Origin of the sequence: Candidatus Solirubrobacter pratensis, from assembly GCF_000425945.1 — a bacterium.
Classification (GTDB): Bacteria; Actinomycetota; Thermoleophilia; order Solirubrobacterales; family Solirubrobacteraceae; genus Solirubrobacter; species Solirubrobacter pratensis.
On sequence record NZ_AUEK01000006.1, the window covers coordinates 181,085 to 203,234 of the forward strand.

Sequence of the window (22,150 nt, forward strand, 5' to 3'; positions counted from 1 at the left end):
GGAGTATCCGACTTCTGGGATCTATGAACCTCTCTCGTAGCTCGGGCGTGCAGCTGCACCCCACATCCTTGCCTGCCGGGCGCCTCGGTCCGGACGCCTACGCATGGATCGACTGGCTCGCCGACGCCGGTCAGACGTGGTGGCAGATGCTGCCGCTCGGACCGCCCGACCGCTACGGCTCTCCGTACAAGGCGAAGTCCGCGTTCGCCGCCTGGCCGGGGCTGCTGGCGGACCCTTCGGCGCCGGTCTCGGCGTCCGAGGCGCTCGACTTCCGCGACCGCTCGGCGGACTGGATCGAGCCCTGGATCAAGTACGGCGGGCGGGGCGCGCTCGAGGACCAGGTGCGCTTCGACCGCGAGTGGGCGGCGCTGCGGCGCTACGCGCTGGACCGCGGCCTGCGCCTGATCGGCGACGTCCCGATCTACGTCGCGCCCGGCTCGCCCGAGCAGAAGGCGCATCCGGAGCTGTTCGTCGACGGCGCCGTCGCCGGCGTGCCGCCCGACGCGTTCACGGACAAGGGCCAGCTGTGGGGCAACCCGCTCTACGACTGGCCGGCGATGCGGCGCGACGGCTACGCGTGGTGGACGGCGCGCTTCCGGCGCGTGTTCGAGCTCTTCGACCTCGCGCGCATCGATCACTTCCGTGGCTTCGTCGCCTACTGGGCGGTGCCGTCCGGCGCGCGGTACGCGCGCTCGGGCAGGTGGCGCCGCGGCCCGGGCCGGGCGCCGTTCGACGCGGCGACGCAGGCGCTCGGCGAGCTCCCGCTGATCGCCGAGGACCTCGGCGTCATCACGCCGCCCGTCGAGCGCCTGCGCGATGAGCTCGGCTACCCCGGCATGGTCGTCCTGCAGTTCGGGTTCACGCCGTCGGAGCCGAAGTCGCCCCACATCCCGGAGCATCACGTCGAGAACAAGGTCGTCTACACGGGGACGCACGACCACGACACCATCCGCGGCTGGTACGAGGGGCTGCCGGACGCGATCCGCGCGACGGTCGACGCGACCGTCGAGCGCTGGCAGGTACGCGAGCCCGAGCCGTGGTGGTCGCTGATCCGGCTCGCCTTCGCCTCCCCCGCGCGGATCGCGATGGTGCAGGCGCAGGACGCGCTCGGGCTGGGCTCGGAGGCGCGCATGAACCAGCCCGGGACCGCGCACGGCGCATGGAAGTGGCGCCTGCCCGAGCTGCCGTCCGCCGAGCTGGCCCGCCGCCTGCGCGCGGCCACCGAGGCCGCCGGCCGGGACGGCCGCTAGGGCGCGAGCGGGATCGAGGCGGTCACGACCGTTCCGCCGCCGGACGGGCTGTCGACGCGCAGCTTGCCCTCGAGCGCCGAGAGCCGGTCGCGCATGCCGACGAGCCCGGGGCCGCTGAGGAACGCGCCGCCGACGCCGTCGTCGCGGACCTCGATCCGCAGCGCCTGCTCGTCGACGCCGACCGTGACCCGCGCGTGGTGCGCGTGCGCGTGCTTGGAGACGTTGGTCAGCGCCTCCGCGACCACGAAGTACGCGGTCGCCTCCACCGACATGGCGAAGCGTTCGCGGGTGACATCGAGGGCCACGGGCACCGCCGCGCGCGAGGCGAGCGCCGTCAGCCCCGACTGGAGCCCGCCGCGCAGGAGACCCGTCGGGAGGATGCCGTGCGCGAGCTCGCGCAGCTCGTTCGTCGCCTCTTCGGCGTTGGCCAGCGCGTCCTCGAGCATCCCCCCGACGGTGGGCAACCGCTCCCCGAGCTCGCGCCGGGCGAGCTGGAGCGTCACGATCGTGTGGACCAGCCGCTGCTGGGCGCCGTCGTGCAGATCGCGCACGACGCGTCGGCGCTGCTCGTCGGCCGCCTCGACGATGCGTGCGCGCGAGGTCAGCAGCTCGTCGCGCGCCTCCGCGTTGGCGACCGCGGTGGCGATCAGCTCGGTGAAGTCCGCGAGCCGGTGCTCGGTCCCCGGCGGCATCGGGTCGGGCTCGTCGGTCCCCGTCACCAGCGCGCCCCAGACGCGCCCCTCGACGACCACCGGCGCCGCGACCTCGGAGCGGATGGCGCGCCGCAGCCGCTGCCCGGCCGTCCTGGGCTCGTCCCCCTCGCTGCGCGCCGGCGCCGCCGTGTCGCGCACGGTGTGCAGGATCACGTCGTCGTCCAGCGGCATCCGCAGCCCCGGCGGCAGCTGCGCGCTGCCCGTGCTCCAGCCGGCCAGCGTCGCCACGAGGCCGTCCGACGTGAACCGGAGGAGGTTGACGCAGGCGGCGCCGAGGACGCGGCCCGTCTCCTCGCAGACGGCGTCGAACACCTCCTGCGACTCGACGCCGCGCGCGACCAGCGTCGCCAGCCGCCGCAGCGCCGCCTGCTCCTCTGCCAGGCGCCGCAGGTCCTCGCGCGCCTGCGAGTTCGAGATCGCGGTGGCGAGCAGCGCGGTGAAGCGGTTGAGCCGCGCGCCGGCGTCGGCCGGGATACGGCCACCCTGGATCGCGACCGCCGAGATCGCGCCCCACAGCCGTCCGTCGACGACGATCGGCGCGCCGACGCCCGCGTGCAGCCCGGCGCCCTTCGCCGCCTCGCCGATCGTCCCCGGGATCTCCGCGTAGTTCTTCACCGTCGCCGGCCGGCCGGTCTCACGCACGAGAAACGGCAGCGTCGGGCTGTCGAGCGGCCAGTTGGTGCCGGGCTGGAACGGGTGGTCGCCGATCGCGGCCGCGACGGTGGCCGTACCGTCCGGCTCGTACCGGTACATCGAGACGATCGGCAGCCTCATGATCCGCGCGACCTCGCCCGCGACGGCGGCGAACACCTCGGCCGGCGAGGCGCTCTCGGCGACGATCGTGGCGACCCGCCGCAGCGCCGCCTGCTCGTCGGCGAGCCGGCGCAGCTCGTCGCGCGCCTGGCTGTTGGAGATCGCCGTCGCGACCATCGCGGTGAAGTCGGCCAGCCGCGCCTCGACCTCTTCGGGCAGCGGCTCGCCGGTGATCGACGCCGCCGCCATCACGCCCCAGACGCGGCCGTCGACGACGATCGGCGCGCCCGCCAGGCCGCGGATGCCGGACTCGCGCGCGCCGTCGGCGATCGCGCCGGAGAGCCGCGTGTAGTCCTCGACCCGCGTCGCATGGCCGGTCAGCAGGACCTGACGCGCCATCGACGGTCCGTCGAGCGGCCAGCGGGTGCCGACGCGGAACAGGTGCGGACGGTCGCTCGTCTCGGCGAGGATCGTCATCGAGCCCCCGTCGTGGTCGTAGCGGGCGGCGGTGACGAGCGGCAGGTGCATCACGTGCGCGACCTCCTCGACGATCGCGGCGAAGATCTGGGCCGACGGCGCCCCGGCGGTCGCGAGCGTGGCGACCCGGCGCAGCGATGCCAGCTCGTGCGCGAGCGCCGCCTCGCGCTCGCGCAGCCGCTGGTTCGAGTCCTGCCGCTCCTCGATGTCGCTGAACGCGACCACCGCGCCGCGGCCGGTCGGCATCTCCAGCGCCGCCGAGACGTAGGCGACGGGGAACATCGAGCCGTCGCGGCGGAAGAACCAGTCGAGCTCGATCGCGACGGTCTCGCCGGTCGTCCGCGGCAGCAGCATCGGGCACTCGGACGCCGGGTACGGCGAGCCGTCCGGCCGCTTGTAGTGGATCGTCTCGTGGCTGGGGCGCCCGATCAACTCGTCCGCGCCGTCGTAGCCGAGCGTCGTCGCCGACGCCGGGTTGGCGAAGCGGATCACCCCGTCCTTGTCGACCACCACGATCGGCTGCGCGATCGTCCGCAGCACGGCGGCGAGGAAATCCTCTGCACCGACAGCCAGGCCGCCCAGGTTGGACCAAGAATCCGTCACGGCACGCCTCGGGGCATTCCTAGTGTCACCACCTGCGGCCACAACGTCAAGAAATCGCGCCCGAGCGGGCGGAGCCAGCGCCGTGAGCTCGATGTACCCGAACTTGTAGGTCACCGCGGATCGCCGTCTCGAACGCGACAGTGCGCGGCGCACCGGGCTCAGGCGCCCCGCCGCGGCGGCGGGGCGCCCGATGCGGCGGCCTACGGGTTCGTCGTCGAGAGCGTGAAGGTCAGCGTCTTCGAGTAGCTGCCGGTGCGCAGCGCGTCGGTGGCGCCGATGTGCTGCTTGAACGTGATGCCGACGGTGTCATTGGAGACCGGGGCGGTCCACGAGCTCTTCGAGGGCGAGACCTGCAGCGGCTCCGGAAGCGAGAACGCGCCGTTGGCCATGTGGCCGGGATCGGAGAACGACAGCGCCGCGTCGCCGGCCGTGGAGATCACGTTGGCCGACGTCTGCGCGGTGTAGTCGCTCGCGATGCCCGGGATGAACGCGCCGAAGGAGGCGGGCCCGCCGAGGGTCAGCGCGAGCGTCGCGGGGACGGTGCCCGCGACCGGGCCCTGCGTGCAGAGCGACAGGTTGGTCGACTGGCCCTTGTCGAGCGTGACCGACTTGGTGTCGCGCACCGTGCCGTCGGGCGCCGTGCAGGTGAGCGTCCAGCTCTCGTTCAGGAACCCGCGCGGGCCGGCGTGCTCGCCGTCGGCCTCGAAGGCCGGCGTCGGGCGGACCGACGGGTTGACGTCCCACGTGAACTGGCCGGAGGCGGGCACGACGATCGAGGACTCCAGGTGCGTCGGGATCGCCTGCGGCGGATCGACCGGGGTCGGGTTCGCGGTGAGCGCGATCGGCGCGGTGAAGAGGTTGAAGTCCTTCGTGATCTTCAGCACCGAGCCGGCCGGAGCCGTGCCCTTGATGACCGAGTGGCCGGCGGGCAGCGACGCGTACACGAGCGCCTGCCAGAGCATGTTGCGGCCCGGCTTGTCCTTGAAGCGCACGGTCTGCGTGGTGCTCGACGTCGGGCCGGGCGTGCCGGTGAAGTCGGCCGTCGTGCAGTTCAGGTAGTCCGGCTTGGACTGCGGGCAGCCCGAGACCGAGCCGACCCACTCGACGGTGTAGGCCAGGCCGCGCGTCGCGTAGTAGGACCAGTCGATCGTCTCGCCGCTGGTCGGGTAGTCGTGAGCCGAGTCCTTGACGTTGGTCGTCCAGGTGTTGCCGGCCGCGTTCATCGCCTGAGCGAGCGCGTTGTAGCCCGTGTTGAGCTCCGGCGTCTGGCCGGCGAACACGTCGAGCCCCGGGTAGAAGATCGCGCGCGAGTTCGTGTGCTGGGTGATCAGCGTCACGACCTGGTTGTCGCGCACGATGTCCATCGTGTTCCGGACCTCGGGCTCCGAGCCTGGGCCCGCCCCGCGGGTGGTGAGCTGGACGCCGATGTTGGAGCCCCAGCCGAAGGGGTAGTTGCGGTTCATGTCGACGTTGTTCGCGTTCGCGCGCTTGGCGGGCGTGGCCGCGTAGCCGTCCGGGTTCACCAGCGGCATGTCGATCAGGCGCACCTTGTCGAGCAGCGCCTTCACCTTCGGGTTGGTCTTCGACAGCTGGATCACGTCGTAGGCGAACTCCAGCGAGTCCTCGGCCGCCGGCGTCTCGTTGCCGTGGATGGCGCCCATGTTGAAGAGCACGGGCTTGCCGTCCTTCGCGGACACGTTGTTCGTGATCTCGAGGTACTTGATCGCCCGCCCCTGCACGCTGGGACGGGCGGCCGTCTTGACGGCCACGAGCGCCGGGTTGGCGGCGGCGAGCGCCTCCATCTCGGCGTTGTACTCCTCGTACGTGCGGTACGTGGTGCGACCGCTCGGCATCCCCGGCAGCTGGGTGATGCCGAGGTCGTTGTAGGCGGCGACCGCCGAGTCGACGGTCGGATCGGCGGACGCGACCGCCGGAACACAGGCCGCGAACGCCGCACCAGCGGCGGCGGCAGCCAACAGCTTCTTCATCCTTGAACCCCTCCTAGAGGCACGCTGAGACCTCTCCCCCTCGAACGCAACCGGCCGAACCCCTCCGGACCGGGGCGCGACTCTATTTGCCCGAGGGTGAGAGGTCAATCACGCGCGCGAGCGCGCTCGACCAAGGACCGGGGCGCCACCGTCGCGTACGCGTCCTCGATCGCGCCGGCGATCTCGTTCCAGTCCAGTCCGCGGTTCAGGTGCACGCCGATCCAGCCGCGATGGCCGACGTACGGCGGCCGGAAGTAGTGGTCGGGCTCGCCGCCCACGAGCGCCTCCTGCATGCCCTCGGGCGCCGCGCACCAGAGCGCGAGCCGCCCGTCGCCGTGATGGTCGTCGAGGTACATGACGAACGTCTTCTTGCCGCGCACGAACCACGCCGGGGAGCCGTGGCTGCGCCGCTCCACCACCTCCGGCAGCGCCAGGCACAGCTCGCGCACGCGTTCGAGTGCGTCCACGAGCTCAATTGAACCGCAGCGCGAGGATTCGCGGGAGGGCGGCGGGGACGACGCGCTGCAGCAGCGGAGCCAGCTCGACGGCGAGGGGGTCGTCCAGGACGGCATCGGGGCGGCGTGCCTCCTCGGCGCGGTGGTAGAGCGTCCACAGCACCGTCTCGGGCACGCCTGACAGGTCGACGGCTACGCTCATGCCGGTCATGGTCGCACCCCCCACCGAGCATGAGATCCTCGACGTCAACCGCCGCTACCACGACGTCGCGGCCGGCTCCTACGACGCGAAGTGGGGCATCTCGTTCGGCGAGATCGGCCATCAGCAGGTGCTCGGGAAGCTGACGAAGCTGCTCGGCCCGCGCCCGGGGCCCTTCGCCGAGTCGCTGGAGATCGGCGCGGGCACCGGCTACTTCTCGCTCAACCTGTTGCAGACCGGCGTCGTGCGCCACGCGACCTGCACCGACATCAGCCCCGGCATGCTCGCGACGCTCGAGCGCAACGCCGAGATGCTCGGCCTCGACGTCTCCACCGCGGCGTGCGACGCGGCCGAGCTGCCGTTCGAGGACGAGAGCTTCGACCTCGTGCTCGGCCACGCGGTCCTGCATCACCTGCCCGACCTGCCGCGCGCGTTCGCCGAGTTCGCGCGCGTGCTGCGACCCGGAGGGACGCTGTTCTTCGCCGGCGAGCCCTCGCGCTCGGGCGACAAGCTGGCGGCCTTCCCCAAGGGCGCCGCGCTGCGGGTCGCGCCGCTCTGGCGCCGCGCGCTCGGGCTCGCCCCCGCCCCGCACGACGACGCCGACCCCGAGGACCACGCGCTGGAGGCGGTCGTCGACGTGCACGCCTTCGTCCCGTCGGACCTCGAGCGCCACGCGGCCGGCGCCGGCTTCGGCGGCGTGCGCGTCCAGGGCGAGGAGCTGCTGGCGAACTGGTTCGGCTGGTTCAACCGCACGCTCGAGTCCAGCGCCGACCCGCGGAGCATCCCGGGCCCGTGGATCCAGTACGCGTATCGCGGCTACATCGCGCTCCAGCGGGTCGACCGGCTGCTGCTCGAGCCGCGGCTGCCGCCGCGGATCTTCTACAACCTGATGGTCGCGGCCCGCAAGCCCGGGTGAACGAGCGCGAGCCTCCGAGCCCGCTGGACCTGCTGCGCGACAAGCGCGCGGTCGTCGACACGGGGCTCGGGCCGGTCGCCTTCGTCATCGTCTATGCGATCGCCGGCGTGAACGTCGCCGCCGGAGTCGCCGTCGGCGTCTCGGTCGTGCTGATGATCGAGCGGCTACTGCGCGGCAGATCCGCCATCAACGCGATCGGCGGCCTGCTCGGCACCGGCATCGCGGCGTTCATCGCCGTCAAGACGGGACGGCCCGAGGGCTACTTCGTCCCGCGCATGCTCTACCAGCTCGCGCTCGCCGTGGCGTTCTCCGGCTCGGTGCTGATCCGGCGCCCGATCGGCCTCTACATCGGCGCCGCCGTCTTCCGCGCCGAGCCGGGCTGGACGAGCGACCCGCGCGTGAAGCGCGTGTTCTCCATCGTGACCCTGTGGTGGGCCGGGCTGTTCGCGCTGCGCGCCGCCGTCTACGCGGTGCTGATCGCGGCGGAGAAGCCCGGCGGCCTCGCCGCCGCCTCGATCGCGATCGGCTGGCCGCCGTTCATCGCGCTCGCGTGGGCGAGCTACCGCTACGTGCCCTGGCGGCTCGAGCGGCTGGGAGCGCCGCCGCCCAAACCTGAGACCGCAGCACCTTGAGCCGCCGGTAGACGTAGGTCCAGTCGCCCTGCAGTGCGCGCAACCGCGAGCGCTCACCGGGCGAGACGAGGGTCGAGGGCCGCACGCGCACGTCCATCCCGTCGGCCGCCAGCACGTCGAGCGCGCGCTCGGCGATCGCCACCTGGCCGAACGCGGTCGGATGCACGTGGTCGGTCATCACGAGGTTGCGCGCGCCGAAGCCCCGCAAGTCGAGCACGAGCGCCCCATGCCGCGCCGCCGCCGCTTCGATGGCGGCGTTGCCCTCGCGCGTGAAGCCCGCGCGGGGGCGCCCGAGATCGAGCGGGATCGTCACCGCGAGCACGCGCTCGCAGCGCTCGCGCAGGACGGCGAGCGCGGCATCGTGGTCGGCGGCGAACGCGTCGCGGTCGAAGTCGGGCGACCGTACGTCGTTGACGCCGATGTAGAGGCAGCCGAGGTCATAGCGCGCCTCGGGGCGCGCGCTCGCCGCGCGCCACGCGGGCACCTGGCGGCGCACGACGTCCGCGGCCCGCGCGCCGTCGGAGGCGAAGCTCGTGTACGGCAGGCCGAGCCCGCGCGCGACCCACAGCGCCCACGACTGCAGCGCGACCCCCCACTGCAGCTCGCCGCCGCCGTTGGTGATCGAGTCCCCGAAGGCGAGGACGCCGCTGCGGCAGGGCTCGCTCAGCGGACCCTGAAGCTGCGCGTGACGGGCTTCCCGGCGCCGCGGTTGGACGACGGCACGGCGATCGCGCGGTAGGTCCCCTTCGGCAGGCCGTTCTTCGCGCTCTTGCCGCGAATCACGATCGAGGCGCCGCGCGTGCTCGCGGTGAACGCCTTGGTGGTGTAGCGCTTCCACTTGCAGTGGCGGCCGCGCTTGTCGCAGCTCTTGACCTCGATCCGCAGGCTGACCTTCGCCGCGCGGTCGGGCGTCAGCCGCACCGTCGCGTTCTTGCAGGTCTTGCCCTGCTTGCAGCGCGTGACCTTCGCCGACATCGTCCGCACCTTCGGGACCGGCTCGAGCTTCGGCGTCGGGGTCGGCGTGGGCGTCGGCCGCACCGTGGCGAACGGCGTGGGGATCGGCGTCGGGGTCGGCGTCGGGTTGGGGCAGCCGGTCGACGTCGGGTACGCCTGCGCGGGACAGCCGTCGACGACGTCAGGCACGCTGTCGCGGTCCGAGTCGATCGACGCCTGCGCGAGCGCGGCGCCGGCGTCCGGACCGCCGCCGCTCACCGACTTGCCCGCGAACGTCCAGTTGGGCCGCGTTGTTGAAAGGATCAGCGAAATGGCTTCTGCGGGCGTCAGGCTCGGCACCCGTGAGAACAACAGCGCCGCCTCGCCGGACACGAACGGCGTGGCCATCGACGTGCCGGTCGGAGCGTCGTAGGAGCCATCGATCGAGGTGGTCCAGATTCCGGTTCCGGGCGCGAACAGGTCGACGGTCGTCGCGCCGTAGTTGCTGTCATACCAGAGGCCCTCCTCGCCGCTGATCGGATTGCGCTGGTACGCGCCGACGCAGATGAGGTTCGGGGCGTCGGTGTTGCATGGGAACACCGGATTCTGGTCGTTATTCGAGCCGACGATGGGCCCGTTGCCGGCCGCCGCGACGTACAGCGTGCCCGGATGTTCGGCGAGCATCGCCTCCATCTGCGCCGTCACGTACTGCACGTCCGACTGCAGCGGGGTGGCGCTGAGCGACATGTTCACGACGCGGGCGCCACTGTCGCCGGCGCGGTCCATCGCTCTCAAGAGATCGACCGAGCTCACCGACTCGGTATCGCGGAACGCGCGGATCGGCAGGATCGACGCGTCCGGCGCAAGCCCGGCCACGCCGACGCCGTTGTCCTTGGTCGCCGCGATCACTCCGGCCACCCAGGTTCCATGACCCCATTGGTCGTCGGTCGTGTCGTCGAGGCCCCAGCCGCCCGCGACGATGTGGCCGAGCAGGTCCTCGTGGTAGCCCGCCACGCCGGTGTCGATGACCGCCACCGTCACGCCCGCGCCGGTGGACAGGCCCCACGCCGCGGGCGCGTTGATGCTCTGCAGTCCCCATTGTTCGCTCGATTTAGCGTCCTGGGACATGGCGGGGACCTGGAGCGCGCTGGCGGCGAGGGCCGAAGGCAGCGCGACGCAGATGCAGACGAGGGGAAGGGCCAGCAGCAGCCCCCTGCGCAAGCGCGTCACCCTCCTATCATCGGCCATCTGCGTGGGGCGTTGGGTTAACACATCGGGGAACTGGCTTGACTGAGCTGACGAGCACCGCCATCGGCACCTGGAGCGGCGGCCGCTTCATGCATTTCGGCGAGCCGCTCGACGACGACCGTCTCTCCGCCCTGCTGCGCCCGGGCGACGATATCGCGACGGTCATCACCGCCGACGCCTATGGCGCCGGCGAGGCCGACGCGCTCCTCGGCCGCTCGCTCGCCGGCCTGCCGCGTGGCGACTACGCCCTGGTCGGCGCGATCGGGCATGACTTCTACACGGGTGAGCGCGAGGGTGCCAAGGGCTTCCCGCGCTTCACCGATCCCCGCCTGCGCGGGCCCGAGGGGTACGCGGACTACGTGCGGATGGCGACCGAGCGCAGCCTCGAGCGGCTCGGCGTCGACGCGTTCGACCTGCTGCTGCTGCACAACCCGGATCGCGTGGGGTACACGAGCGCGGCGGTGTGGGATGCGCTCGAGGCCGTCCGCGCCGACGGCCTGACCCGGATGCTCGGCGTCGCCCCGGGTCCCGCCAACGGCTTCACGCTCGACGTGATCGACTGCCTGGAGCGCTTCGGCGACCGGATCGACTGGGCGATGGTGATCCTCAACCCGCTCGAGCCGTGGCCCGGCGAGCTGGTGCTGCCGGCGGCCGAGCGCCACGAGGTGCGGGTGATCACGCGCGTCGTCGACTACGGCGGCCTGTTCCACGACGACGTGCTGCCCGGCCACGCCTTCCCGCGCTACGACCACCGCGGCTTCCGGCCCGCCGGCTGGGTCGAGGCGGGGCGCGAGAAGCTGGCGCGCATGCGGCCGATCGCGGAGCGCCACGGGTTGTCGCTGCTGCAGCTGGCCTGCCATTGGAACCTCGAACACCGCCCGGTCGCATGCGTTGCGCCGACGCTGATCCAGGAGGCCGGTCCCGGCGCGAAGCCGGTCGAGGCCAAGCGCGCGGAGCTCGCCGCCGTCCGCGGGAGCGTGCTCAGCGCCGGGGAGGTCGACGAGCTGCGGGCGATCGGCGACAACACGGGCTCGATGACGCTCAAGGGCGCGGCGCCCGACCATGAGGGCGATGCCCTCCCCGACCGCTGGCGGATCACGCCGGAGCTGTCCGAGCTCGCCGTCCGCTGGGGCATCGAGCCCGCGCGGGATCTCACCAAGGCCGCTTAAGCGCCGCGGCTGCGCGCCGACTACGAGGGCAGATGATCCGTCTGCCCGCCGCCGGAGCCGTCCTCTTCTCGCTCGCCGCCCTTGCGCTGCCGACCTTCGCGCTCCCGCACAAGGACCCGAACCTCCTCACCCACGCCGACACGCGCGCCCAGCTCCAGGACGTCGACCTCGCCGGCGTCGTGAGCACCGCCGAGGCCCAGGGCGACGGCGTGGACAGCCTGCCGACGTCGTGGTGCGGCGACGAGACGGGCGCCGACAACACCGCCAACGCCGCCACGCCGGCCAACAAGGCGCGCTTCAAGGTCGTCTACGCGTACGCGGCCGACCGGCCGGACCGCTTCGCGGGCTGGATGCACGCGCTGCAGGCCGACGTCGCCGTCGTCCAGCGCTTCCTCTCCGCCCAGGACGGCGGGACGAAGGCGCTGCGGTTCGACATGGGCACGCGCTGCGGGCCGCGGTACGTGGACATCCAGACGGTGCAGCTGCCCGGGCCACGCTCCAGCTACGTCGACAACTTCGGCGCGATCGCCTCCGCCGTGCAGCGCGCGCTCGGCCCTGCCTCCGGCCCGCGCGACGCGATCGTGCTCGCCGACGGCATGTCCGGCGGCTCGCAGGAGTACGGGCTCGGCGAGACCGTCATGGGGCCCTCGGGCGAGACGCCCGGCGCGGCCAACGTCCACAACCGCGGCGGCTTCACCTCGATCCTCTTCAGCCGCGACGGCGCCGCCGCGCCCGGGGCCGCCAAGTGGGGCTGGTGGCCCGAAGGCTTCCTGCATGAGATGACCCACAACCTCGGCGCGGTGCAGTGGGGCGCGCCGCACTCCACCCAGCCGCCCGGCGGCACGTCGCCGGCCTACGGCCATTGCTGGCAGGGGGCCGACGTCATGTGCTACGTCGAGGACGCCGGTGCCGCGCACGCGATGCAGCAGGACTGCGCCGGCCTCCCCGGCGCGATCCCGCAGAGCTACGACTGCGGCCGCGACGACTACTTCAACCCCGCGCCGCCGCCCGGCTCCTACCTGGCGACGCACTGGAACACCTACGACTCGGCCTTCCTGGCCTCCTGCGGCGAGGTCGCGCCGGCGTGCGGCGGCGGCCAGATGTGGGTGCCGGAGCCGCCGGCGGCGACCGCCCCGCCGGCCGTCGCCGGGACGGCGCGCCGCGGCTCGACGCTGGTCGTCCAGCCGGGCACCTGGTCCAACGCGCCCAGCAGCTACCGCTATCAGTGGCAGCGCCTGGTGCGCGACGGCTGGGAGAACATCGACGACGCGACCGGCCGCAGCTACGTCGCCGGCAGCGACGATCTCGGGCGCCGCCTGCGCGCGAACGTGGTCGCCGCCAACGACGACGGCGCCGCGACGGCGGCCTCCACGGCGACGGCCCCGATCGGCGGCTCGGCCGTCAACCGCGCGGCAAGCGCGACCAGCTCGGACTGCAAGAAGGCGACCAAGGCCAAGAAGTCCTCGAAGTCGTCGAAGGCCAGGAAGTCCTCCAAGGCCAGGTGCGAGGCCTCGGCCTCCAAGAAGAAGAAGACCAAGGCCTCGAAGAAGAAGCGGAAGGCGCGCCGCTAGGCGGCGTACTGCTCGCGCGCGTAGTTGGCGAGCCCGCGCTCCTGCAGCGCCTTCACCGGCGCCTGGAACGTGACCTGGACCACGCCGGGGTGGCGGCCGATCTCGATCGCGCCGGTCACCGTCGCCCGGTTCATGACCTCCGGCACGCTCATCCCGAGCAGCTCGGCGGCCCGCGCCAGGCCGTTGTCGGTGGCCGAGTTGAGGTCCGGGCCGGTGCCGACGACCGAGACCGGCAGGGTCTCCTCCAGCGCCTCGACGCCGTGGCGGCGGCCCACGGCCAGCGCCCGCAGCCGCTCCTCGTCGGTCAGCGGGCGGGCGAGGAACGGCAGGTCCTCGGCCACCGGGAACAGCACCGGCCCGTCGATCGGGAGGTCCTTGATCACCTCGACCTCGAGCGTGACGGTGCCGGAGACGTCCGCCGTGTGGCCGGCGATCTCGCCGTCGCCCTGGAGCGCGTGCATGTCGCCGAGGTAGACGCCGCCGCCGGGGACCTTGACCGGGCAGACGAGGATCGCGCCGGCGCGGACGGCGTCGATGTCCAGGTGGCCGTCGGTCTTGTGACGCTGGAGCTCCTGGGCGTCGAGCGCGAAGCGGTGCGGCGCGCCGACGAGGAAGGCGCCGAAGTCGCCGGCGTTGTGGGAGTCGGGGATCGGGGCCGAGGGACTCGTGCCGAGCTGGCCGAGGAACGGCCGCAGGCGCGCCGCCATGCCGACGATGTCGTGCGGCGCGAACAGCAGGATCGGGTTCTGCGCGGAGTTGTCGGGGAGCTGGGCGTTGCGGGCGGCGTCGCCGGCGATCGCCTCCGCCGCGTCCTTGCCCACGGTCACGCCGACGGTGTGGGTCGGGTCGAACGCGATCGTGTAGCCGTTCGTGAACGTGAACGGCGTCGCGTCGGCGCCGCAGGCGGCGCACCGCACCGATTCCGGGCCGATGCCCTCGACACGCGTCTCGGGCCACTCCGCCCCGCAGCCGGCGCAGACGGCCGCGCAGTACGGGTCGCCGTTGAAACGGCCCTCCATCGTCTGGTCGTTGCCGGACGCGGTGGCGAGCGAGGTCACCTCGATCGCCTTGATCCGGATCGCGATGGCGTCGCCGACCTCGGCGCCGTCGACCGCCACGGGCTGCGCAACCTCGTGGCCGCCGCGGATCGACGGCGTGATCATCGGCCCCCAGCACCCGGGCGCGGTGTTGACGACGATGTGGCCGCCGTCGGCGACGGGGCCCAGCATCGGCACGTCGGGGCCGAGCAGGCCGTCGGTGAACGTGTCGACGAAAACGGTCTGGCGGGCGGTGCGGGTCTCGATCGTGGCCATCTCTCAGCCTCCGGCAACTGGGATCAGTAGGGCGACTTCGTCGCCGTCGTGCAGCACATCATCGCGCGCGACGTGCGCGCCGTGGACGACCGGCAGGGCGGACGCCAGCGCGGGGCCGAGCGCGGGCTGCCGGTCGGCGAGGGCGGCGAGCAGATCGGCGACCGTCGCGGCGTCGTGCAGGTCCAGCGACAGCAGCGGAGCGTCCGCGAAGCGGCTGAGACCCGCACCAAGTCGTACACGGACGCGCATCGTCGCCACAATAGGTACATGGCGGAGTCGCTGCGCGGAAAGCTCATCCTCGCATCACCGGTCCTGCGCGACCCGAACTTCGTGCGCACGGTGGTGCTGATCGCCGAGCACACCGATGAGGGCGCGATGGGCCTGGTGCTGAACCGCCCGGCGGCCGCGACGGTCGGCGACGCGGTCCCGGACCTCTCGTGGCTGGCCGGCGACGAGGAACCGGTCTACGTCGGCGGCCCGGTCGCGGAGACGGCGGTGATCGTGCTCGCGGAGTTCGAGCGCCCGGAGCTCGCGGGCGCGCTCGTCGAGGACGATCTGGGCTTCATCGGGGCGGACGCCGACGACGCCGACCGCCTGGACGGCGCGATCCGCCGCGCGCGCGTGTTCGCCGGCCACGCGGGCTGGGGACCTGGTCAGCTCGAAGACGAGCTCGGCGAGGAGGCGTGGATCGTGGAGTCGCCGCTGCGCGAGGAGATCTTCACCGTCGAGCCCGAGGACCTGTGGGCGGCGGTGCTGCGGCGCAAGGGCAACCGCTACGCGCTGCTGGCGACGATGCCGCTCGATCCGTCAGTGAACTGAGCGTCCGGCTCGCTTCACTGCGCCGACTCCGCGATCCGCACCGCCGCCGCGCGGGTCAGCGGCCCCTCGACGCGCAGCAGCTTCCCGGCCTGCTCGACCAGCAGCGTGTGGTCGGCGAGGCGCTGCGGGACGAACGCGCCGCCGCTGGGCGTCGCGTACTGGAAGCCGTGCGGCTCGCCCGAGATCCAGTACGCGGGCGAGCCGGCGACCGTGAGTATCTGGATGTCGCCGCCGCCGCCGACGAGCTTCTTGAGGATCAGCGTGTCAAGCGTGGCCCGGAACGTCTGCACGAGCAGCGCGACGCCGGTGACCTTCGACGGCGGGAGGCCTTGGCGCGGCGCGTAGACGAGCGCGACGCCGCGCTGGCCGCCGACGAGCGGGCCGAGGTAGGCGGCGTCGGGCGCGGGCAGCGAGCGCGGGAACAGCGCGCCCTCCCGCCGCGCGCGGGCGGGCGTGATCGGGATGCCGAGGTCGAGCGACTCGCCGAGCCGCGAGAGCGGGCCTGGCGTCGCGCTCGGCCGCTCGAGCCGGATCTCGACGCCATGGAGGCCGAGCCAGCGCGACACGGTCGACCGCGCCGACGGCGAGGCGGCGAGCGTGCCGCCGCCCAGCACGATCAGCGACGCCAGCGCGATCGCCGCGCGCCGGCGCCAGCCACGGAGGCGCCACCGCGCGTGCCCGCGTCCCGCGCTCGCGCCGCCCACCGCCTCGTCGCCCGGCGCCGCCGGCGAGGCCTCGAGTTGCGCGATCACGGCCGCCGTGAGATCGGGCGTCTCAGGCCACTCGACCTCCAGCTCCAGCAGCGCCCGCTCGAGCTCGGTCATCGCTCCACCTCCCCGCGCATCCGTGCCAGCGCGCGCGACGTGCGCGACTTCACCGTCCCCGCGGGCACGCCGAGCGCCGCCGCGGTCTCCGCCTCGGTCAGCTCCAGCAGGTAGCGGCAGCCGAGCACCAGCCGGTCGTCGGCACGCAACCGCGACAGCGCGCCGAGCAGCGCGCCGCGCGACTCGTGCGCGAGCGCCTCGGACTCCGCCGACCCGCCGGCGTCCTCGTCGCGCGCCGCCCGCAGCTCCAGCTCCGCGCGCCGGCCCGCCGAGCGGCGCCGGTTGCGCGCCTCGTTGGCCACGATCGTGAGCAGCCACGGCCGCAGCGGCGCGCCCTCGCGGAAGCGCCCCAGCGCGCGCCACGCCTTGACGAAGCCCTCCTGCGCCGCCTCCTCGGCGTCGGCGGCGTTGCGGGTGATCAGGAGCGCGGTCCGGAATGCGATCTCCTGATGGGCGCGGACGAGCGCGGCGTACGCGTCGGCGTCGCCGGCCTGGGCGCGGGCGAGAAGCTCGCCCTCCGTCTGCGCTCGAGCCACCACCTTCTCTTACAGCAGCGGACGCCGTCAGGTTCCAGCCGGCGATGCCGGCCGTCGACGCGGAGTTCGCTCCTTCCACTCTCCCGAAACATTCATGTAAGGTCACCGCTGATCCGTTGGTTTGCGGATGGCAATCAATGTTGGAGGGGCTTCTATGCGGCGACTGCTGCTCAGTTTGCTGTGTCCTATGGCGCTCTGCGCCCTGACACCGGCCACGACGCTCGCGGCGACCCTGCCTCCGCAGGATCGCGATTGGTGCGGTCAGGTCGCGCCGACTACGAGCTGGTCGGTCAAGAACGTGGACGTCCTCTGCCGGATCGACACCGTGCGGCACACGTGGAACGCGGACGGCACGCTCGCCACCGATCCGTCCACGCCGTCGGGTTACCGGGAGACCCTCACCCAGGCGATCTCGATCAACTTCATCGACTACGGCAATCCGCGGCCCGATCAGCCCGCGGGCGCGGCGACGCGCGACGTGATGTTCGTCGCGGGTCGCTTCGGCCTGAAGTCCTTCGACGTCACCAACCCGAAGAAGCCGAAGCTCCTCGACTGGCTCGGGGACGGGGTCGACGATCCGTTCCTCGAGGACGGCAACCCGGGCAACGGGGCGCAGGCGCCACGGCGGGGGACGATCGACGACATGTGGGAGAACGAGGACATGGACGTCGACAAGGACCGGAAGCTCGTCTTTCTGTCCCGCGACCCGCGCGCCTACGGCGGGAGCACGGGCAATCCCGCGTCGCGGTCTGGCGTCTACGTGATCGACGTCCGCAACCCTGAGAACCTCGACCCGATCAGCTTCGCGGAGACGCCCACCGGACACACGACGACCTGCGTCAATGACTGCAAGTGGGTGTGGACCGGCGGCCCCGCGCCGAACACCGACCAGCAGGTGCAAGGGTGGGCGGGGCGGCCGATCTTCGTGACCGACATGCGCGATCCTCGCCACCCGAAGGTCAACCCGGTCCCGATCGACACCGCCCGCAACGACGGCGTCACCGACTACGCCCACGACGTCCAGGTGGACGACTCGGGGGTCGCGTGGGTCTCGGGCCGCGGCGGCGTGCGCGGCTACTGGACGAAGGGGCGCCACTTCGATCCGGTGCTCGGCACCGGCCGCGTCGCCACGGCGGACGATCCCGTGCCGTATGCCGGCGGCGGCATCGAGGAGAACGTCTTTCCGCCCCGCACATCGTCGCGGTTCATCCACAATGCCGAGCGTCCGTCCGGGGACGACGCGCCCGATCCGAGCTACGGCGATCTGATCTACGCGACCGAGGAGGAGTTCGCGGGCGGAGCGTTCCCGAACGGCTGCGCCAACGACGGGCCGCTCTTCATCGCTTCGCTGAACGGGAGCTACGGCGGTGAGGCGTGGCGCTCGACTCCCGACGACAAGTTCCGCCTGAAGACGGTCGCCACCTGGCACCCGTTCGGCAAGGAGGGCTCGTCCACCACGACGGACTGCTCCGCCCACTACTTCGAGATCAAGGACCGCGTCCTCTCGATGTCGTTCTACAGCCAGGGATCGCGGTTCCTCGACATCACCAACCCGACGAATCCGACCGAGATCGCCTACTTCCGTCCCGGCACCGGCACGTGGGCGACGTATCCCCACAAGGGCTACTACTACTCGGCCGACCGCAACGGCGTCTACATCCTCGAGCTGAACGTCAAGGCCGGCCAGCTCCGCCGGCCGGTCGACACCGCCCCGCTGCGGGCGGCCGTCGCGGCCGACGCGAACGGCCCGCTCTCGCCGGTCACGTTCGCGGCTCCCGACCCCGCGCAGGAGGCCAGTGCGGCGCTCGAACGGCCGGTCGGCGGCGTCTGCAGCCTGCCGCTCTACGAGTAGCCGGACCCGTTCCCCGAGGCGCCGGCTTGGACCGGCGCTTCGTGGCCGCGGCCGCGCGAGGTGGCCGACGCGATGCGCGGCGCGGTAGCTGAGATCGAGGCGCGAGGGTCGACGAGGATGTCGTCGATGCGGACGTCGCTGCGGCGGACGTCCGCCGGCGGGGAGCGGCGGTCAGTCGCGCAGGCGGTAGCCGGCGCCGCGCACCGTCTCGAGCTGCGAGACGCCGAACGGACGGTCGATCTTGTCGCGCAGGTAGCGGACGTAGACGTCGACGATGTTCGAGCGGTTCTCGTAGTCGTAGTCCCAGGCGTGCTCGAGCAGCTGGTAGCGCGAGAGCACCTCGCCCGGGTGGCGCATGAAGGTCTCCAGGAGCTGGAACTCCTTGGCGGAGAGGTTCACCTCGTGGTCGCCGCGCCAGACGCGCCGCGACGCGGGATCCAGCCGCAGGTCGCCGACCTCGAGCACCGCGGGGCGCTCGACCGGCCCGCGACGGGCCAGGGCGCGCAGACGCGCGAGCAGCTCGGCGAAGGAGAAGGGCTTGGCGAGATAATCGTCGGCGCCGCCGTCGAGGCCGGCGACGCGGTCCTCGACCGAGTCGCGCGCGGTGAGCATGATGACGGGCGACCAGACGCCCTCCTCACGCAGCCGCTTGCACGTCTCGAAGCCGTCGATGCCGGGGAGCATGACGTCCAGCACGATCGCGTCGTAGCCGGTCGAATTGGCCATCCACAGCGCGTCCTCGCCCTTGATGGCGACGTCGGCTGCAAGCCCCTCCGAGCGCAGGCCGCGCCGGATCAGGCTTGCCATCTTGATCTCGTCCTCGACCACAAGCACTCTCATAGAAATCAGCTTCATCGCCGGCGATGAGCCGCAGATGAGACACTCTCATCTTTCTCATGAGTGATTCTCATGAAGGGATCGCGATCCACACGTCGGCGCCGGGTTCGAGGTTCTCGGCGTGCGCGCTGCCGCCGTGCGCGGCGGCGATCGCGGACGCGATCGCGAGCCCCAGCCCCGTCCCTCCGCGGGTGCGCGCCTCGTCCGCGCGCGTGAAGCGCTCGAACGCGCGCGGGAGGAAGGCGGGCGGGAAGCCGTGCCCCTGATCGCGCACGTGGATCTCCACCGTGCCGTTGCTCGCGGTCGCGCTCAGCTCGACCGCACCTTCGCCATAGCTCAGCGCGTTGTCGACGAGGTTCGCGAGCGCCTGCTCGAGCCGCGCCGGGTCCGCGCGCACGATCACGCCGGGGGACGGGTCCGGGCGCAGCGGCCGGCCCTCGACCCGCGCGCGCGTCTGGAAACGGCCGGCGACGCGCGCGAGCACCTCGCCGGCGGCGAGGTCCTCGATCCGGACCGGCAGCCGCCCCTGGTCGGAGCGCGCGATCACGAGCAGGTCCTCGGCGAGGTTCGACAGCCGTTCCGTCTCCTCCGCCGCCGAGCGCAGCGCCTCCTCGAGCTCGATGCGCGTGTGCTCGCCGCGCAACGCCAGCTCGAGCTCGGTGCGCAGGATCGCCAGCGGCGTGCGCAGCTCGTGCGACGCGTCGGAGACGAACGCGCGCTCGCGCGAGAACGCGGCCTCCAGGCGCGAGAGCATCTCGTTCAGCGTGCGCCCGAGGCGCCCGATCTCGTCGTTGGCGAGCGGCACCGGCAGGCGCTCCCCGGTCTCCGCGGCGCTGACCGCGGCGGCGCGTCTTCGCATCCGCTCGACGGGCCGCAGCGCGGCCGCCGCCAGCGTGTAGCCGACGAGCGACGCGATCAGCAGCGCGAGCGGGCCGCCGATCAGCAGCAGCGCGCGCAGCGAGTCCAGCGCCTTCTCGCGCTGAGCCAGCGGCTCGCCGACGACGACGACGAACGGCGCGGCCGGCCGCGCATACATGCGCAGTTGCGTCGTGCGGACCCGGCGCTCGGCGATCAGCGGGCGGCGCGACGCCTCGCGCAGCTGCGCCGGCGAGAGCAGCGGCGTCTCGCCGGCGCCCACCGTGGTGGCGGTCAGCCTGCCCTCCCGGAGCACCTGCGCGAACGCCTCGCCGCTGCGCTCCAGCCGGACGTTGCCGGTGCCGCCGGTCGCGATCGCGACCGCCGCCTGGTCGCCCGCGCGCGCCTCGAGCCCATCGTCGATCGTCGAGTCGAGATTCTCGGCGACGAGCAGGCTCAGCGCGATCCCCGCAGCCGCGAGCAGGATGGCCATCACGCCCGTGAACGCGAGCGTGAGCTTGAGTCGCAGAGGGATCCTGCGCATGTCCCTCTACCTCATAGCGGGTCGGCGGTTCAGCCGACCCAGCGGCCCGCGTCGTCCGCCCATTTCAAGGCCGTCAGGTAGGCCTGGGCGAGCTCGAGCGGATCGCCGTCGATCTCCGGGAAGTGCCCCTGCTCGTAGCGCAGGGTGGTGGCGAGGATGCGCCCCTTGCGGCCCTCGTAGCGCAGCAGCGCCGAGGTCATGTCCTCGCTGAACGGCAGCTCGCGCAGGATCGTCTCCATCGGCGCGTCGAGCAGCGCGTCGGCGACCGAGAACAGCCCGACCGTGAACAGCCGGTCGCGGTCCTCCTCGCTGGAGTCGCCGCCGAGCAGCTCGCACATGCGCGCCCGCAGCAGCGCGAGCGCCACGAGCTGATCCGGCGCGTCGGGGACGGCGGACAGCGCGACGACCGTCGCCCAGCGGCGCACCGCGCGCGTGCCGAGCAGCGCGAGCGCCTCGCGGACCGAGTCGATCTCGCGCGGCAGCGCGAAGAACGCCGAGTTGACGTAGCGCAGCAGCGCGAGCGAGAGGCCGACGTCGGCGCCGATCGTGCGCTCGAGCTCCTCGAAGGACCCCTCCTCGCCGGTCAGCTCGGCGAGCGTCTGCAGCGACGCGAGCGCGCCCGTCGGCTCGCCGCCCTCACCGCGCGGGCGCGCGAAGAACTCGCCCTGGAAGTGCGAGAAGCCGAGCACCCGGCAGCGGGTGAACTCCTCCGTCGAGGCGACGCCGGTGGCGACCAACACGAGCCCGCGCTCCGCCGGCCGGGCGATCAGCGCCCGCAGCTCGTCGTCCTCGCGACCGCGCGTGTGGACCTTCACGATGCCGCAGTGCTCGAGCAGCGCGTCATCGCCGTCGAGCCCGTCGAGCGCGAGCCCGAAGCCGGCCTCGCGCAGCCGGCGCGCGCGCTCGTCCGGCGTGCCGGGCGCGAGCTGCAGCACCGTGCGGTCGGGCGCCAGACCGGCGAGCCGCTCCGGGTCCTCGGGCGCGGCGATCCACACCGGCCGCCCGCCGCCGAGCTCCTGCAGCTCCTCCGGCGCGAACCCGTCGAGCACGTCGCCGGCGCCGACGAGCTCGTACCCGACGACCTCGCGGCGCCCGTCGACGACCGGCCAGCGGACGATCGCCACGCCCGGCCGCTCAGGCGCCGGCGCGGGCGCGGGCGGCGCGGGCGCCGTCAGGTCGCGGTCGATGCCGCGCCAGCCGCCGTCCGGCAGCGCGGCCGAGCGCGTGTCGAGCGTGCGCCACGTGCCGTCCGCGTGGCGGCGGCGGATCACGCCCGCGAAGCCCTCCGGCGCGATAACGGCGGGCTGGTCGTCGGGGTGCGTGAGCTCGACCGCCGAGCGGCCGACGAGCTCCCCCGCGCCGAGCAGCTCCGCCCCGGCTGGGTTGGAGTACGTCAATACGCCGTCGGCATCGGTCTCCCAGATCCAGTCGCCGGCCTGCTCGACCAGCCGGCGGTGGCGCGCCGCCACCGCGCGAGCCGCTTCCAGCTCGCCCTCCAGCGCCGCGGCCCGCTCGCGCAGGCGCTCGCCTTCGGCGGCCTGCCGCGCCCGCGTCGCCTCGAGCACCGCTTCGCGGGCCCGCGAAGCGCGCAGCTGCGCGAACAGGACCGCGGCGAGCACCGCCAGGACCGCCGCGAGTACGACGAGCGTCACCATTCGGCGGG

Annotated in this window: 20 protein-coding genes; 7 read left to right on the forward strand and 13 right to left on the reverse strand. The window is 72.9% G+C overall.

Going from position 1 to position 22,150, the window contains the following annotated elements; all coding sequences use genetic code 11:
• Positions 1 to 23 precede the first annotated feature (23 nt).
• The gene (locus H958_RS0104640) at positions 24 to 1,250 is read left to right on the forward strand and encodes a 4-alpha-glucanotransferase (protein ID WP_028057799.1); all 1,227 of its coding nucleotides are present in this window, start codon (positions 24 to 26) and stop codon (positions 1,248 to 1,250) included.
• On the opposite strand, the gene H958_RS42750 is transcribed toward H958_RS0104640, so the two are convergent.
• The 4 genes from H958_RS42750 to H958_RS48080 form a co-directional block, all read right to left on the reverse strand.
• The gene (locus tag H958_RS42750; RefSeq protein WP_156027684.1) at positions 1,247 to 3,796 is read right to left on the reverse strand and encodes a GAF domain-containing protein; all 2,550 of its coding nucleotides are present in this window, start codon (positions 3,794 to 3,796) and stop codon (positions 1,247 to 1,249) included. The two genes, H958_RS0104640 and H958_RS42750, sit on opposite strands and share 4 nt — an antisense overlap.
• 200 nt (positions 3,797 to 3,996) lie before the next feature.
• Positions 3,997 to 5,784, reverse strand: a complete 1,788-nt coding sequence (locus H958_RS0104650; protein ID WP_028057801.1) for a M14 family metallopeptidase — start codon at positions 5,782 to 5,784, stop codon at positions 3,997 to 3,999.
• 104 nt (positions 5,785 to 5,888) lie between these two features.
• Positions 5,889 to 6,251: an MmcQ/YjbR family DNA-binding protein gene (locus H958_RS0104655; RefSeq protein ID WP_028057802.1), complete on the reverse strand. Its 363-nt coding sequence runs from the start codon at positions 6,249 to 6,251 to the stop codon at positions 5,889 to 5,891.
• Positions 6,252 to 6,255: 4 nt separating this feature from the next.
• Complete coding sequence (locus tag H958_RS48080) at positions 6,256 to 6,441, reverse strand: hypothetical protein (protein ID WP_231379171.1); 186 nt, start codon at positions 6,439 to 6,441, stop codon at positions 6,256 to 6,258.
• Between the two features lie 7 nt (positions 6,442 to 6,448).
• Between H958_RS48080 and H958_RS0104665 the strand changes: the two genes are divergently transcribed.
• Together H958_RS0104665 and H958_RS35015 are read left to right on the forward strand one after the other, a co-directional pair.
• Positions 6,449 to 7,354: a class I SAM-dependent methyltransferase gene (locus H958_RS0104665; protein WP_028057804.1), complete on the forward strand. Its 906-nt coding sequence runs from the start codon at positions 6,449 to 6,451 to the stop codon at positions 7,352 to 7,354.
• Positions 7,351 to 7,986, forward strand: a complete 636-nt coding sequence (locus H958_RS35015; protein WP_051323827.1) for a DUF3159 domain-containing protein — start codon at positions 7,351 to 7,353, stop codon at positions 7,984 to 7,986. Before H958_RS0104665 ends, H958_RS35015 begins: the two co-directional genes overlap by 4 nt.
• Here the strand turns inward: H958_RS35015 and H958_RS48085 are convergent.
• Complete coding sequence (locus H958_RS48085) at positions 7,892 to 8,653, reverse strand: GDSL-type esterase/lipase family protein (RefSeq protein ID WP_304412486.1); 762 nt, start codon at positions 8,651 to 8,653, stop codon at positions 7,892 to 7,894. The two genes, H958_RS35015 and H958_RS48085, sit on opposite strands and share 95 nt — an antisense overlap.
• Positions 8,650 to 10,149, reverse strand: a complete 1,500-nt coding sequence (locus H958_RS48855) for a S8 family serine peptidase (RefSeq protein ID WP_028057805.1) — start codon at positions 10,147 to 10,149, stop codon at positions 8,650 to 8,652. The genes H958_RS48085 and H958_RS48855 overlap by 4 nt, the downstream gene beginning before the upstream one ends.
• Positions 10,150 to 10,205: 56 nt before the next feature.
• Here H958_RS48855 and H958_RS0104685 point away from each other — a divergent pair, with 56 nt between their 5' ends.
• Both H958_RS0104685 and H958_RS0104690 read left to right on the forward strand, forming a co-directional pair.
• Positions 10,206 to 11,336 carry an aldo/keto reductase gene (locus H958_RS0104685; RefSeq protein WP_028057806.1) on the forward strand — a complete coding sequence of 377 codons (1,131 nt, stop codon included), beginning with the start codon at positions 10,206 to 10,208 and terminating at the stop codon, positions 11,334 to 11,336.
• A 32-nt stretch (positions 11,337 to 11,368) separates the two neighbouring features.
• Entirely contained in the window at positions 11,369 to 12,907 is a 1,539-nt protein-coding gene (locus H958_RS0104690) for a hypothetical protein (protein WP_028057807.1), read from the forward strand.
• Here the strand turns inward: H958_RS0104690 and H958_RS0104695 are convergent.
• Positions 12,904 to 14,220 carry an acetamidase/formamidase family protein gene (locus H958_RS0104695; RefSeq protein ID WP_028057808.1) on the reverse strand — a complete coding sequence of 439 codons (1,317 nt, stop codon included), beginning with the start codon at positions 14,218 to 14,220 and terminating at the stop codon, positions 12,904 to 12,906. The two genes, H958_RS0104690 and H958_RS0104695, sit on opposite strands and share 4 nt — an antisense overlap.
• Positions 14,221 to 14,223: 3 nt before the next feature.
• Positions 14,224 to 14,469, reverse strand: a complete 246-nt coding sequence (locus H958_RS44800) for a MoaD/ThiS family protein (protein WP_156027687.1) — start codon at positions 14,467 to 14,469, stop codon at positions 14,224 to 14,226.
• 18 nt (positions 14,470 to 14,487) lie between these two features.
• Here H958_RS44800 and H958_RS0104700 point away from each other — a divergent pair, with 18 nt between their 5' ends.
• Positions 14,488 to 15,039, forward strand: coding sequence for a YqgE/AlgH family protein (locus tag H958_RS0104700; RefSeq protein WP_028057809.1), 552 nt, complete (start codon positions 14,488 to 14,490; stop codon positions 15,037 to 15,039).
• A gap of 14 nt (positions 15,040 to 15,053) precedes the next feature.
• On the opposite strand, the gene H958_RS0104705 is transcribed toward H958_RS0104700, so the two are convergent.
• Both H958_RS0104705 and H958_RS0104710 read right to left on the reverse strand, forming a co-directional pair.
• Positions 15,054 to 15,863, reverse strand: coding sequence for a hypothetical protein (locus H958_RS0104705; protein ID WP_028057810.1), 810 nt, complete (start codon positions 15,861 to 15,863; stop codon positions 15,054 to 15,056).
• Positions 15,860 to 16,399 carry an RNA polymerase sigma factor gene (locus H958_RS0104710; protein ID WP_037409448.1) on the reverse strand — a complete coding sequence of 180 codons (540 nt, stop codon included), beginning with the start codon at positions 16,397 to 16,399 and terminating at the stop codon, positions 15,860 to 15,862. The genes H958_RS0104705 and H958_RS0104710 overlap by 4 nt, the downstream gene beginning before the upstream one ends.
• A gap of 187 nt (positions 16,400 to 16,586) precedes the next feature.
• Between H958_RS0104710 and H958_RS35030 the strand changes: the two genes are divergently transcribed.
• On the forward strand, positions 16,587 to 18,251 hold the full coding sequence (locus tag H958_RS35030) for an LVIVD repeat-containing protein (RefSeq protein ID WP_051323829.1): 1,665 nt from the start codon (positions 16,587 to 16,589) through the stop codon (positions 18,249 to 18,251).
• Positions 18,252 to 18,422: 171 nt separating this feature from the next.
• On the opposite strand, the gene H958_RS0104720 is transcribed toward H958_RS35030, so the two are convergent.
• The 3 genes from H958_RS0104720 to H958_RS42755 form a co-directional block, all read right to left on the reverse strand.
• On the reverse strand, positions 18,423 to 19,091 hold the full coding sequence (locus H958_RS0104720; RefSeq protein ID WP_081685606.1) for a response regulator transcription factor: 669 nt from the start codon (positions 19,089 to 19,091) through the stop codon (positions 18,423 to 18,425).
• Positions 19,092 to 19,158: 67 nt separating this feature from the next.
• Entirely contained in the window at positions 19,159 to 20,487 is a 1,329-nt protein-coding gene (locus tag H958_RS0104725) for a sensor histidine kinase (protein WP_051323831.1), read from the reverse strand.
• Between the two features lie 29 nt (positions 20,488 to 20,516).
• Complete coding sequence (locus H958_RS42755; protein WP_196807210.1) at positions 20,517 to 22,139, reverse strand: HDOD domain-containing protein; 1,623 nt, start codon at positions 22,137 to 22,139, stop codon at positions 20,517 to 20,519.
• Positions 22,140 to 22,150 lie beyond the last annotated feature (11 nt).

Excerpts from the sequence above, each read along its gene's own strand:
- H958_RS48080 (WP_231379171.1), bottom strand. The coding sequence starts at position 6,441 with ATGAGCGTAGCCGTCGACCTGTCAGGCGTGCCCGAGACGGTGCTGTGG.
- H958_RS0104640 (WP_028057799.1), top strand. The coding sequence starts at position 24 with ATGAACCTCTCTCGTAGCTCGGGCGTGCAGCTGCACCCCACATCCTTG.
- H958_RS0104700 (WP_028057809.1), top strand. The coding sequence starts at position 14,488 with ATGGCGGAGTCGCTGCGCGGAAAGCTCATCCTCGCATCACCGGTCCTG.
- H958_RS0104725 (WP_051323831.1), bottom strand. The coding sequence starts at position 20,487 with ATGCGCAGGATCCCTCTGCGACTCAAGCTCACGCTCGCGTTCACGGGC.
- H958_RS0104690 (WP_028057807.1), top strand. The coding sequence starts at position 11,369 with ATGATCCGTCTGCCCGCCGCCGGAGCCGTCCTCTTCTCGCTCGCCGCC.
- H958_RS35030 (WP_051323829.1), top strand. The coding sequence starts at position 16,587 with ATGGCGCTCTGCGCCCTGACACCGGCCACGACGCTCGCGGCGACCCTG.
- H958_RS0104650 (WP_028057801.1), bottom strand. The coding sequence starts at position 5,784 with ATGAAGAAGCTGTTGGCTGCCGCCGCCGCTGGTGCGGCGTTCGCGGCC.
- H958_RS0104665 (WP_028057804.1), top strand. The coding sequence starts at position 6,449 with ATGGTCGCACCCCCCACCGAGCATGAGATCCTCGACGTCAACCGCCGC.
- H958_RS44800 (WP_156027687.1), bottom strand. The coding sequence starts at position 14,469 with ATGCGCGTCCGTGTACGACTTGGTGCGGGTCTCAGCCGCTTCGCGGAC.
- H958_RS0104705 (WP_028057810.1), bottom strand. The coding sequence starts at position 15,863 with ATGACCGAGCTCGAGCGGGCGCTGCTGGAGCTGGAGGTCGAGTGGCCT.
- H958_RS0104695 (WP_028057808.1), bottom strand. The coding sequence starts at position 14,220 with ATGGCCACGATCGAGACCCGCACCGCCCGCCAGACCGTTTTCGTCGAC.
- H958_RS0104720 (WP_081685606.1), bottom strand. The coding sequence starts at position 19,091 with ATGAGAGTGCTTGTGGTCGAGGACGAGATCAAGATGGCAAGCCTGATC.